Raw genomic sequence first — 12231 nt, forward strand, 5'->3', positions numbered from 1 at the left:
CCGCGGTTAGCAGGGGTGGATACCCGATGTTTCAGCAACAAATGGACTGGAAAACAAGAGAAAACGCGTATGCTGCTTTCACCATGGGGCCACTGAATGATTTCTGGCGTCAGCGTGAAGAAGCAGAGTTTAAAGGCGTAGACGGTGTTCCGGTACGCTTTGTCCGCTTTTGTGCAGAGAAAAACGATCGGGTGATTGTGGTTTGCCCGGGGCGCATCGAAAGCTATGTGAAATATGCCGAACTGGCGTATGACCTGTTCTACAGCGGTTTCGACGTGCTGATTATTGATCATCGCGGGCAGGGGCTTTCCGGGCGACTGCTCGACGACAGCCACCGTGGGCACGTGGTGAATTTCAGCGATTATGTCGACGACCTGAACGCCTTCTGGCAACAGGAGGTCGCTCCCGGCCCGTGGCGCAAGCGTTACATTCTTGGGCACTCGATGGGCGGCGCGATTTCCACGTTGCTGCTGCAACGCCATCCTGGGCTGTGTGATGCGATAGCGCTTTGTGCGCCAATGTTCGGTATCATCATGCGTCTGCCTGACTGGATGGTGCGTCACATTCTCGATTTCGCCGAGGGCCATCGGCGTATTCGTGAAAGCTATGCGATGGGCACAGGACGCTGGCACGCGCTGCCGTTCGGTCTCAATGTCCTGACTCACAGCCGTGAACGTTATCGCCGTAATCTGGGGTTTTATGCGGATAACCCCTTCCTGCGTGTCGGCGGGCCAACGTACCATTGGGTGCGTGAAGGTTTGCTGGCCGGTGAGCAAATCCTCGCAGGAGCCATCGATGACAACACGCCGACGTTGCTCATTCAGGCAGAAGAAGAACGGGTCGTGGATAACCGCATGCACGACCGCTACTGTGAATTACGCGCCGCAGCGGGCAAGCCTTGTGAAGGTGACACCCCGCTTGTCATAGAAGGTGCTTATCATGAGATCCTTTTTGAAAAGGACGATATGCGCTCAGTCGCGCTTACTGCCATCGTCGGCTTTTTTAACCGACATGATTAATCCGGCACTATGCCGCTCTTACCCAAAGGTTGAATCTTATTATGTACCAGGTTGTTGCGTCTGATTTGGATGGCACGTTACTCAATCCCGACCATCGTCTCTCCCCTTATGCAAAAGAAACACTGCAACTGCTGACCGCCAAAGGGGTGAACTTCGTGTTCGCAACGGGCCGCCACCACATTGACGTTGGACAAATTCGCGACGGGCTTGGCATCAAGTCCTTCATGATCACCTCCAACGGCGCGCGTGTGCACGATACCGACGGCAATCTGGTGTTTGCGCATAACCTCGACCGCGATATCGCCGCCGACCTGTTCGGTGTGGTGAATAACAATCCGGATATCGTGACCAACGTCTACCGCGATGACGAATGGTTCATGAACCGTCACCGTCCGGAAGAGATGCGTTTCTTCAAAGAAGCCATCTTCAACTATTCGCTGTATGAACCGGGCCTGCTGGAGCCCGAAGGCGTGAGCAAAGTGTTCTTCACTTCGCCAAGCCATGAAGTGCTGCTGCCGCTGGAGCAGGCGATTAATGCTCGCTGGGGCGATCGCGTGAACGTCAGTTTCTCAACGTTGACCTGTCTGGAAGTGATGGCGGGTGGCGTGTCTAAAGGCCACGCGCTGGAAGCCGTTGCCAAAAAGATGGGTTACGGATTAGCAGATTGCATCGCCTTCGGCGACGGGATGAACGACGCGGAAATGCTCTCCATGGCCGGCAAAGGTTGCATTATGGAAAATGCCCATCAGCGTCTGAAAGATTTGCATCCTGAGCTGGAAGTGATAGGCACTAACGGCGATGACGCCGTGCCGCACTACCTGCGCCGCCTGTATCTCAATCAGGCGTAACGCGACTCGCACCAATGCACAAAAGCCCTGCTGGTCAGGGCTTTGCTGTATAACCAGCCCTGCGCGTACTTCACGCCATGGGATTTTAGCCAGGTCGCCTGGGCCTGCGTTTCCACGCCTTCAGCCAGTGGCTCCAGCGCGAGTGAACGCGCCAGCGCAATAATCTGTGGCAGCAGGCTCTTGCCCGGCAGCGGGTCGATCAGCGTCTTGTCTATCTTCAGCATGTCAAAGGTCATGGCCTGCAAATAATTCAGGTTCGCGTAGCCGCTCCCAAAATCATCAAGATAAATAGCAAAGCCTGCTTTGCGATAACACGCCACTTTTGGCGCGGCGGTCTTGGGATCGATAACGCTGCTTTCGGTCATCTCCAGCGCGATTTGCTGCGGGCGAACATGATGCTGCTGGCAGAGTTGCGACAGATGCTCAAGCAAAGCGGTGGATTGCAGATCGTCGGGTTCAACGTTAATGGAAATGTACTGTTGAGGATGCTTGTGCAGCCAGCCGCCCAGATCGTCAAAAATCTGTTCAACCACCCATTCCGTCATGCTGGTGAGCAGCTCGGTTTCGCGGGCAAAGGGCACAAAACTGTCTGGCGGCAGCAATCTGCCGTCGGGCAACGGCCAGCGCACCAGCGCTTCAGCGCCCGTGACACGCCCGTCTTCCAGCCTGACGATGGGTTGATACCACATCTCCAGTTGTCGGGTGTGAATGGCTTTTTTCAGCCGGGCATGCGAGGCCGATAACTGGCGTAAGAAAGGGGGGATCAGACTACTGTCCGTCACAGGTTCCATCCTGAACAAGCTCCATAAGCAGGATAAGGGAAACAGTATTCCCCTAATCGGCCTGTTTAACTATCAGTAATGGCCGATTTCCTGTTAGGAAAAGGCTGGAAGGGCTTTTAAGTGTTCTTTATTTGCTCAGTTGTCAACCGACGACTCGGCTACAATGACCGCCTGGCTTCCTGAGAGAATTTCACTGTGGCATTACTGATTATCACCACCGTGCTGTGGGCGTTTTCCTTCAGCCTGATCGGCGAGTATCTGGCGGGCAGCGTCGACAGCTACTTTTCCGTGCTGATGCGTGTCGGCCTTGCCGCACTGGTCTTCCTGCCGTTCCTGCGGGCGCGCAACCAGTCGCTGCGTGTTGTGCTGATGTACATGCTGGTGGGCGCATTGCAGCTTGGCATCATGTATCTGCTGGCCTTCCGTGCTTATCTGTACCTGACGGTTTCTGAATTCCTGCTGTTCACCGTACTGACGCCGCTCTACATCACGTTGATTTACGATCTGATGAGCAAGCGACGCTTGCGCTGGGGCTATCTGCTGAGCGCTGGGCTGGCGGTGATTGGCGCGGCGATTATTCGCTACGACCATATCAGCCCGCACTTCTGGACGGGTTTGCTGCTGGTTCAGCTTTCAAACATCAGCTTTGCCATCGGGATGGTGGGCTATAAGCGCCTGATGGAAATCCACCCAATGCCGCAGTACAATGCGTTTGCCTGGTTCTACATGGGCGCGTTTCTGGTGGCGGTGGTGGCGTGGTTTATGCTCGGCAATCCGCAAAAGCTGCCGACCACCACGTTACAGTGGGGCATTCTGGTGTGGCTTGGCGTAGCGGCTTCCGGGCTGGGTTACTTCATGTGGAACTACGGCGCAACGCAGGTGGACGCCGGGACGCTCGGCATCATGAACAACATGCACGTGCCAGCCGGGCTGCTGGTGAATCTTGCCATCTGGCAACAGCAGCCTCACTGGCCGAGCTTTATCACAGGGGCGTTGGTGATTGTGGCTTCACTGTGGGTCCATCGCCAGTGGGTCGCTCCGCGTTCCGTACAAACGGCAAATGATCGCAAGCGTGGTTCCGCGCTGAGCGAATAAACGCTTCTGTGACTGGCTGACGCTGCTCGCCATCGCGCACGGCAGCGTACAGCCGGCTCCACAGGCCTTCACCCAGGGTTTTGGTCACCACCAGGCCCTGGCGTTCAAAACTCTCCACCACCCAGTGTGGCAGGGCAGCGATGCCCATTCTGGCCGCCACCATCTGAATCAACAGCAGCGTGTTATCGACACTTTTCAGCGACGGGCTGACGCCAGCCGGTTGCAGGAAGTGCCGCCAGATATCCAGCCGTTGACGCTGCACCGGATAAATCAGCAAAGTCTCGCTGGCGATATCTTCCGGCGTAATACGCGCTCGCGCCGCTAGCGGATGTTCCGGAGCCAGCACCAGGCGCACTTCATAATCAAACATCGGCGAATAGTGCAGACCACTGCGCGGCAGAATGTCCGAAGTCAGCACAATATCCAGCTCGCCCTGCTGCAACGCAGGTTGCGGGTCGAACGTCACACCGGATTTGAAATCCATCTCCACCTGCGGCCAGCTTGCGCGGAAGTTTTCCAGCGCAGGGGTCAGCCACTGAATACAGCTGTGACACTCAATGGCGATACGCAGCGTGGTTTGCTGTGGCTCATTACACGCCTGCAAAGCACGGCTGATCTGTGGCAGCACCTGATTCGCCAGTTGCAACAGAATTTCGCCCTGCGGCGTAAACCGCAGCGGCTGGCTTTTACGCACGAAAAGCCGAAAGCCAAGGCGCTGCTCCAGATCGCTGAACTGGTGAGAAAGCGCAGATTGCGTCTGGTGCAGCATCGCCGCCGCTGCCGCAAGCGAGCCGCTGTTCCGCAACGCTTGCAGCGTTTTCAGGTGTTTAATCTCGATCATGAAAGTCCTTCACTTCGGCATGAAAATGTTGCGCTTGTGGATCATACACTACCTTCACATTATGGATGTGTAAACATCTGGACGTCTAAATAACGAATTCCCTGAGAGGCAACACCATGACAATCAAGAACCACACCCTCGGATTTCCTCGCGTTGGCCTGCGCCGCGAGCTTAAAAAAGCACAAGAAAGCTACTGGGCGGGTAACGCCACCCGTGAAGAATTGCTGGCTGTCGGCCGCGAGCTGCGCGCCCGTCACTGGCAACAGCAGAAAGAAGCCGGAGTGGATTTGCTGCCCGTGGGCGACTTCGCCTGGTACGACCATGTTCTGACGACCAGCCTGCTGCTCGGCAACGTGCCGGCTCGTCATCAGAACAAAGATGGCTCGGTTGATATCGACACTCTGTTCCGCATTGGCCGTGGCCGTGCGCCAACGGGTGAGCCTGCGGCAGCGGCGGAAATGACCAAATGGTTTAACACCAACTATCACTACATGGTGCCGGAATTCACTCAGGGCCAGCAGTTCAAACTGACCTGGACGCAGCTGCTCGACGAAGTGGACGAAGCGCTGGCGCTGGGTCACAACGTCAAACCTGTGCTGCTTGGCCCGGTAACTTATCTGTGGCTGGGGAAAGTGAAAGGTGAGCAATTTGATCGCCTGAGCCTGCTGAACGACATCCTGCCGGTTTACCAGCAGGTGCTGGCGGAACTGGCAAAACGTGGCGTGGAGTGGGTACAAATCGACGAACCGATCCTGGTTCTGGAACTGCCGCGCCCATGGCTTGAGGCTTTCCAGGCTGCATACGACGCGCTGCAGGGTAAAACCAAACTGCTGCTGACCACCTATTTTGAAGGCGTCACCCCTAACCTGGACACCATCACAGCGCTGCCGGTTCAGGGCCTGCATGTGGATCTGGTGCACGGTAAAGACGATGTGGCGGAAGTGCATAAGCGCCTGCCAGCTGACTGGTTGCTCTCCGCCGGGCTGGTCAATGGACGTAACGTCTGGCGTGCCGATCTGACCGAGAAATACGCACAAATTAAAGATATCGTAGGTAAACGTGAATTGTGGGTCGCGTCTTCGTGCTCGCTGCTGCACAGCCCAATCGATCTGAGTGTGGAAACGCGCCTTGATGCTGAAGTGAAGAGCTGGTTTGCCTTCGCCCTGCAAAAATGTGAAGAGCTGGCGCTGCTACGCGATGCGCTGAACAGCGGTGACACCAAAGCGATTGCCGAATGGAGCGCGCCAATTCAGGCTCGTCGCCACTCAAGCCGTGTTCACAATGCTACTGTCGAAAAACGTCTGGCGGCAATCACCGCGAAAGACAGCGAGCGCAATCGTCCTTATGCGGAACGAGCAGAGGCACAGCGTGCTCGCTTCCAGCTGCCTGCGTGGCCGACCACCACCATCGGTTCCTTCCCTCAAACCACCGAAATTCGCGGCCTGCGTCTGGACTTCAAAAAAGGTGCGCTGGATGCCAACAACTACCGCACCGGTATCGCCGAGCACATCAAGCAGGCTATTGTGGAGCAGGAGCGTCTGGGTCTCGACGTGCTGGTTCACGGCGAAGCAGAACGTAACGACATGGTGGAATACTTCGGCGAGCACCTCGACGGCTTCGTCTTCACCCAAAATGGCTGGGTACAGAGCTACGGCTCCCGCTGCGTGAAGCCACCAGTCGTTATCGGCGACATCAGCCGCCCGGAAGCCATCACCGTAGAATGGGCGAAATACGCGCAGTCTCTGACCGACAAACCGGTGAAAGGCATGCTGACAGGCCCGGTGACCATTCTGTGCTGGTCTTTCCCGCGCGAAGATGTGTCCCGCGAAACCATCGCTAAACAGATTGCCCTGGCGCTGCGTGATGAAGTAGCCGATCTGGAAGCCGCAGGTATCGGCATCATCCAGATTGACGAACCGGCTCTGCGTGAAGGTCTGCCGCTGCGTCAAAGCGACTGGGAAGCGTATCTGGCCTGGGGCGTGGAAGCTTTCCGCATCAACGCTGCCGTGGCGAAAGATGAAACGCAGATCCACACCCACATGTGTTACTGCGAGTTCAACGACATCATGGATTCCATCGCCGCGCTGGATGCCGACGTGATCACCATTGAAACCTCACGTTCCGACATGGAATTGCTGGAGTCGTTCGAAGAGTTCGATTACCCGAACGAAATCGGGCCGGGCGTGTACGACATCCACTCCCCGAACGTGCCAAGCGTGGAATGGATTGAAGCCCTGCTGCAAAAAGCGGCACAGCGTATTCCGGCAGAGCGTCTGTGGGTGAACCCAGACTGCGGCCTGAAAACCCGTGGCTGGCCAGAAACCCGCGCCGCACTGGCGAACATGGTGAAAGCCGCGCAAAACCTGCGTCAGGCTTAATAAAGTGATGGCCCGGTAAGGTGAAAACTGAACCGGGCTTTTTTCTGAAGCATGCTCGCAATTTCCACTGCAAACCCTCTGTAACGCCCAAAAGGTCCGGAAACCGCCTTCTCGCCTGAAAGTGAACCTCGTAATGTGATGCCGTTGCGGTCAATCCCGCAACCGGGCGTGGAAACCTGAAAAGCGATCATATGCCGACAAAGAATCGATGTTGAACATCGTTTTTGTGTCGGGCCAAAGTTTATCCTTGTAAAATCAATGATGACGCTGGCGGGGCAGCCATTAGGCTGGCTGAATTCCATATGGTTCGGTTTCCACCCTCGCCAGTGTCATCGCCATTTGAGCGTGGAAACTCAGGCGGTGACTCCATTTTGAAACCATATGGAGCAACCTTATGACCACCATCACCCCCCAAACCCTTTGCAAAACTTTCCAGCACCAAATTGAAGACGTTCTTGATATGCCACTCTCAGGCTCAGCCGATCTCTTTACCGCTCTCGACCAGTGCGCGGCGTTCGTTTGCGTGATGGCGGAATGTCAGGATGATTATTATCGGCTGGCGTTATGCGGACGACTGGCGCATGCGTTAAGCGTGTTGCGTCAGCGATGCTCTGAAGATTTGCCAGAAAACTTAATCAGCCAGCTAACGGCGGAAAAGGTGACGGTGTCTGAAATACCGGACTTTTGGCACGATACAGAATTACTGCTGGATTACGCCGATGCGCTGATTTTGGCGCTGTCGGGAAAAACGCTGATCGATAAAAACAGTCAGGATCTGGTGGGATTATTACACGATCTGGTCTTCTTGTTAGTCGATCAGCTCAAAACGCCGTTTATCACGCATTCCTGAATTGTGGTGCTACGCCCGGCACACTCGCCGGGCGGCCTGTCTAAACTTACCCTTTCTTCCCGCCGTACTGTTTAAACCACGCCAGCATTCTTTCCCAGCCGTCTTTGGCTGACTCTTCGTGATAGCTCGGGCGATAGTCGGCGTTGAAAGCGTGTCCTGCTTCCGGGTAAACGATGATTTCCGCTTTGGCGTTGGCAGCGCGCAGGGCCTGGCGCATCGTTTCCACACTCTCGAGTGAAATGCCCGTGTCTTGTCCGCCATACAGGCCAAGCACTGGCGCGGTGAGGTCGGTTGCCACATCGACCGGGTGCTTCGGTGAGTTTAGCGATTTCTCGCCCACCAGTTTGCCGTACCACGCTACGGCAGCCTTTAGCTGCGGATTGTGCGCGGCATACAGCCAGGAAATGCGTCCTCCCCAACAGAAGCCGGTGACCAGCAGACGATTCGCATCGCCGCCATTTCGGGAAGCCCAGCTTGCGACGTGATCGAGGTCGGCCAGAACCTGTGCGTCCGGCACTTTGGATACCAGGCCGCTGAACAGGGTTGGGATATCGGCATAATCATTCGGGTCGCCCTGACGGAAATAGAGCTCCGGCGCAATCGCCAGATAGCCTTCGTTTGCCAGGCGGCGGCACAAATCGCGAATGTGTTCGTGCACGCCAAAAATTTCCTGCACCACAATCACCACCGGCAGCGGGCCATCGGTGCTTTTTGGGCGAGCGTGATACGCAGGCATGTTTTCGCCCTGTGACGGAATGGACGTTTCTCCCGCCACGATAGTGTCATCCGACGTGTGAACAATAGTCGAGGCATGGGGTGCAGCAGCAGGTGCAAAGCCGGTCTTTTCAGTCATGGCATTCTCCGTACCAATAATTAGCGCAAAGGTAAATATAGTCCGAGGGTTAACAATTCACAGTGCCAGAAAACGGCTATCTTATGTGCAGTGGCGAATGTCGCTGCTTGTTAATGTGATGTAAATCACCTTTTAAAAGAAATTCAATGCAAACATTTTCATTCATAGTGATGAGTGTCACTAAAATCTATCAGCAGCTTCGGTAAAGTGCGTTTTTGCTTCTGCTGATAATTCTGCCCAGAGAGGAGTTTTACTATGTCTAAGTCTGATGTTTTTCATCTCGGTCTCACCAAAAGTGATCTGCAAGGGGCTACGCTCGCCATCGTCCCGGGCGATCCGGAGCGTGTGGAAAAGATCGCCGCGCTGATGGATAAGCCGGTCAAGCTGGCATCGCATCGTGAATTTACCTCCTGGCGTGCAGAGCTGGATGGCAAACCGGTTATTGTTTGTTCAACCGGTATCGGCGGCCCGTCAACGTCTATCGCGGTAGAAGAACTGGCTCAGCTCGGCATTCGTACTTTCCTGCGCGTGGGCACCACCGGCGCGATTCAGCCAAACATTAATGTTGGCGATGTGCTGGTCACGACCGCATCCGTACGTCTTGATGGCGCAAGCCTGCACTTTGCCCCGATGGAATATCCGGCAGTGGCTGACTTCGCCTGTACCACTGCGCTGGTTGAAGCGGCGAAAGCCGTTGGCGCAACCACTCACATCGGCGTCACCGCGTCTTCCGATACTTTCTATCCGGGTCAGGAACGCTATGACACCTTCTCTGGCCGTGTGGTTAGCCGCTACAAAGGCTCCATGGAAGAGTGGCAGTCAATGGGCGTGATGAACTACGAAATGGAATCAGCCACCCTGCTGACCATGTGTTCCAGCCAGGGCCTGCGCGCCGGGATGGTTGCCGGTGTTATCGTGAACCGTACTCAGCAAGAAATTCCGAATGCGGAAACCATGAAAAAGACCGAAAGCCATGCGGTGAAAATCGTGGTGGAAGCGGCTCGCCGCCTGCTGTAGTTTTTCCCTTTTCATTTCTTCGAGAAGCCTCGCTGTTTGCGGGGCTTTTTCTTTTCGGATCACAACATGCCCGGCGGCACTACGTTTGCCTGGCCTACAACATCGACGGACACGGTTCCGGTTTTGTAGGTCGGGTCAGGCATCGCCGCCACCCGAAACTATGTTGAGGCTTTTTGCGCACTGCCTCGCAGGAAATGCCTTTCCAACTGGACGTTTATACAGCACAATTCTATGTTGTGCCGGTAAGTTGTTGACGCAGGGGGAGTGGTGGACATTTCAATTATCATCAGCGCAGTGGTCGCATTGTTGGTCGGGGGCATTTTTGGCTGGCTGGCCACCAAATCTCATGCCGACAGGCTGCGGGCGGATTTTCTGGAAGATCGTCACGATCTGGATATCGAACTCAGCGCGGCGAAACAGCAGCTGGCGCAGAACGCCCATTGGCGCGATGAATGCGAACTGTTGAACAATGAATTGCGCAGCCTGCGTGAAATTAACGCTTCCTTAGAAGCCGACCTGCGCGAAGTCACCACACGTCTGGAATCCACGCAATTGCACGCGGAAGATAAAATCCGTCAGATGGTGAACAGCGAGCAGCGCCTGAGCGAGCAGTTTGAAAACCTCGCCAACCGTATTTTCGAGCACAGTAATCGTCGGGTGGATGAGCAAAATCGTCAGAGCCTGCATGGCCTGCTAACACCGCTGCGTGAGCAACTCGATGGCTTTCGTCGTCAGGTACAGGACAGCTTCGGCAAAGAAGCGCAGGAACGTCATACCCTGGCCCATGAAATTCGCAATCTCCAGCAGTTGAATGCGCAGATGGCGCAGGAAGCAGTCAACCTCACCAAAGCGCTAAAAGGCGATAATAAAACGCAGGGTAACTGGGGCGAAGTGGTGCTGACGCGCGTGCTGGAAGCATCGGGGCTGCGTGAAGGTTATGAGTATCAGACGCAGGTCAGCATTGAAACGGAAGCCCGTGCTCGCATGCAGCCGGATGTGATCGTTCGTTTGCCGCAGGGTAAAGACGTGGTGATCGACGCCAAAATGACGCTGGTGGCGTACGAGCGTTACTTTAACGCCGATGATGACTACACCCGCGAAGCCGCGCTTCAGGAACATATTGCTTCCCTGCGTAACCACATTCGCCTGCTCGGGCGCAAAGATTACCAACAACTGCCGGGTTTGCGATCCCTCGATTACGTGCTGATGTTTATTCCGGTTGAGCCCGCTTTCCTTCTCGCTATCGACAGGCAGCCAGAACTGATAACGGAAGCGTTGAAAAACAACATCATGCTGGTTAGCCCGACCACGCTGCTGGTGGCGCTGCGAACTATCGCCAATCTCTGGCGTTACGAGCATCAGAGCCGCAACGCCCAGCAGATTGCCGACAGAGCGAGCCGACTGTACGACAAAATGCGTTTGTTCGTGGATGATATGTCCGCCATCGGGCAAGGGCTTGATAAAGCACAGGACAACTACCGCCAGGCGATGAAAAAGCTTTCGTCCGGGCGCGGCAATCTGCTGGCGCAAGCCGAGTCCTTCCGTGAATTGGGTGTGGAAGTGAAACGCGAGATTAATCCGGATTTAGTGGAACAGGCCACGGCGGAAGACAACACGCTTTCTGATGAGCAAACCGCTTTCAACGACAGTGAAGACAATTTGTTAGCCTCTGAAGCACCGTCGCAAAATGAGCCGTTTCGCGTGTCACAGGGCGGTTGAGGCATAGGGGAAACGCGCCCAATCTGTTACACTCCGGGGATTATTTTCTTCAAAGGCAGGCATTGAGATGGTTGAGGATTCACAAGAAACGACGCACTTTGGCTTCCAGACGGTCGCTAAATCGCAGAAAGAGGACATGGTGGCGCATGTATTCCATTCTGTTGCCGCTAAGTACGATGTTATGAACGACCTGATGTCGTTCGGTATTCATCGTTTGTGGAAGCGCTTCACCATCGATTGCAGCGGCGTACGCCGTGGGCAGAAAGTGCTGGATCTGGCTGGCGGAACCGGCGACCTGACGGCGAAATTCTCCCGTCTGGTGGGCGAAACCGGCAGCGTTGTGCTGGCGGACATTAACGCCTCCATGCTGAAAATGGGCCGCGAAAAGCTGCGCAATATCGGCGTCATTGGCAATGTGGAATACGTTCAGGCCAATGCCGAAGCGCTGCCTTTCCCGGACAACACCTTCGACTGCATCACCATCTCTTTCGGCCTGCGTAACGTGACCGACAAAGACAAAGCGCTGCGTTCCATGTATCGCGTGCTGAAGCCAGGCGGACGCCTGCTGGTGCTGGAGTTCTCCAAACCGATTCTCGATCCGCTGAGCAAAGCTTACGACGCCTATTCCTTCCATGTGCTGCCGAAAGTGGGCGAAATGGTGGCGAACGATGGCGAAAGCTATCGTTATCTGGCGGAATCCATTCGCATGCATCCGGACCAGGATACCCTGAAAGCGATGATGCAGGATGCGGGCTTTGAAAGCGTTGATTACTACAACCTGACAGCCGGTATTGTTGCGCTGCACCGCGGCTACAAGTTCTGACAGGAG

12 protein-coding genes are annotated in these 12231 nt (G+C 55.4%); 8 read left to right on the forward strand and 4 right to left on the reverse strand.

Annotation, left to right across the window (positions count from 1 at the left end; all coding sequences use genetic code 11):
* Nucleotides 1-26 precede the first annotated feature (26 nt).
* Both pldB and yigL read left to right on the forward strand, forming a co-directional pair.
* Entirely contained in the window at nucleotides 27-1019 is a 993-nt protein-coding gene (pldB, locus tag ACI2I2_RS20730; RefSeq protein ID WP_404659692.1) for a lysophospholipase L2, read from the forward strand.
* Nucleotides 1020-1060: 41 nt separating this feature from the next.
* Nucleotides 1061-1867, forward strand: coding sequence for a sugar/pyridoxal phosphate phosphatase YigL (yigL, locus tag ACI2I2_RS20735; protein ID WP_404659693.1), 807 nt, complete (start codon nucleotides 1061-1063; stop codon nucleotides 1865-1867).
* Here the strand turns inward: yigL and ACI2I2_RS20740 are convergent.
* The gene (locus ACI2I2_RS20740) at nucleotides 1858-2649 is read right to left on the reverse strand and encodes an EAL domain-containing protein (RefSeq protein ID WP_404659694.1); all 792 of its coding nucleotides are present in this window, start codon (nucleotides 2647-2649) and stop codon (nucleotides 1858-1860) included. The two genes, yigL and ACI2I2_RS20740, sit on opposite strands and share 10 nt — an antisense overlap.
* Nucleotides 2650-2844: 195 nt before the next feature.
* On the opposite strand from ACI2I2_RS20740, the gene ACI2I2_RS20745 reads away from it, so the two are divergent.
* Nucleotides 2845-3744 (forward strand): carboxylate/amino acid/amine transporter, encoded by a 900-nt coding sequence (locus ACI2I2_RS20745; protein ID WP_404659696.1) that lies wholly within the window; start codon nucleotides 2845-2847, stop codon nucleotides 3742-3744.
* Here the strand turns inward: ACI2I2_RS20745 and metR are convergent.
* Nucleotides 3632-4585 (reverse strand): HTH-type transcriptional regulator MetR, encoded by a 954-nt coding sequence (metR, locus tag ACI2I2_RS20750; RefSeq protein WP_330985911.1) that lies wholly within the window; start codon nucleotides 4583-4585, stop codon nucleotides 3632-3634. The genes ACI2I2_RS20745 and metR overlap by 113 nt on opposite strands.
* Before the next feature lie 116 nt (nucleotides 4586-4701).
* On the opposite strand from metR, the gene metE reads away from it, so the two are divergent.
* Nucleotides 4702-6963 (forward strand): 5-methyltetrahydropteroyltriglutamate--homocysteine S-methyltransferase, encoded by a 2262-nt coding sequence (gene metE, locus ACI2I2_RS20755; protein ID WP_404659698.1) that lies wholly within the window; start codon nucleotides 4702-4704, stop codon nucleotides 6961-6963.
* Here metE and ACI2I2_RS20760 read toward each other — a convergent pair.
* A complete protein-coding gene (locus ACI2I2_RS20760; protein WP_404659699.1) occupies nucleotides 6960-7265 on the reverse strand; it encodes a hypothetical protein in 306 nt (101 codons plus the stop codon). The two genes, metE and ACI2I2_RS20760, sit on opposite strands and share 4 nt — an antisense overlap.
* Nucleotides 7266-7357: 92 nt before the next feature.
* Here ACI2I2_RS20760 and ACI2I2_RS20765 point away from each other — a divergent pair, with 92 nt between their 5' ends.
* Nucleotides 7358-7813, forward strand: coding sequence for a hypothetical protein (locus ACI2I2_RS20765; protein WP_404659700.1), 456 nt, complete (start codon nucleotides 7358-7360; stop codon nucleotides 7811-7813).
* A gap of 46 nt (nucleotides 7814-7859) precedes the next feature.
* Here ACI2I2_RS20765 and ACI2I2_RS20770 read toward each other — a convergent pair whose 3' ends face one another.
* Nucleotides 7860-8666: a dienelactone hydrolase family protein gene (locus tag ACI2I2_RS20770; RefSeq protein ID WP_404659702.1), complete on the reverse strand. Its 807-nt coding sequence runs from the start codon at nucleotides 8664-8666 to the stop codon at nucleotides 7860-7862.
* 255 nt (nucleotides 8667-8921) lie between these two features.
* Between ACI2I2_RS20770 and udp the strand changes: the two genes are divergently transcribed.
* From udp to ubiE, 3 genes are all read left to right on the forward strand, one after another.
* Nucleotides 8922-9683, forward strand: coding sequence for a uridine phosphorylase (udp, locus tag ACI2I2_RS20775; RefSeq protein WP_330985906.1), 762 nt, complete (start codon nucleotides 8922-8924; stop codon nucleotides 9681-9683).
* Nucleotides 9684-9950: 267 nt separating this feature from the next.
* Nucleotides 9951-11402 carry a DNA recombination protein RmuC gene (gene rmuC, locus ACI2I2_RS20780; protein WP_404659704.1) on the forward strand — a complete coding sequence of 484 codons (1452 nt, stop codon included), beginning with the start codon at nucleotides 9951-9953 and terminating at the stop codon, nucleotides 11400-11402.
* Between the two features lie 67 nt (nucleotides 11403-11469).
* Complete coding sequence (gene ubiE, locus ACI2I2_RS20785) at nucleotides 11470-12225, forward strand: bifunctional demethylmenaquinone methyltransferase/2-methoxy-6-polyprenyl-1,4-benzoquinol methylase UbiE (protein ID WP_404659705.1); 756 nt, start codon at nucleotides 11470-11472, stop codon at nucleotides 12223-12225.
* Nucleotides 12226-12231: the final 6 nt, after the last annotated feature.

Source organism: Scandinavium sp. NPDC088450 (assembly GCF_044900545.1).
GTDB lineage: Bacteria > Pseudomonadota > Gammaproteobacteria > Enterobacterales > Enterobacteriaceae > Scandinavium.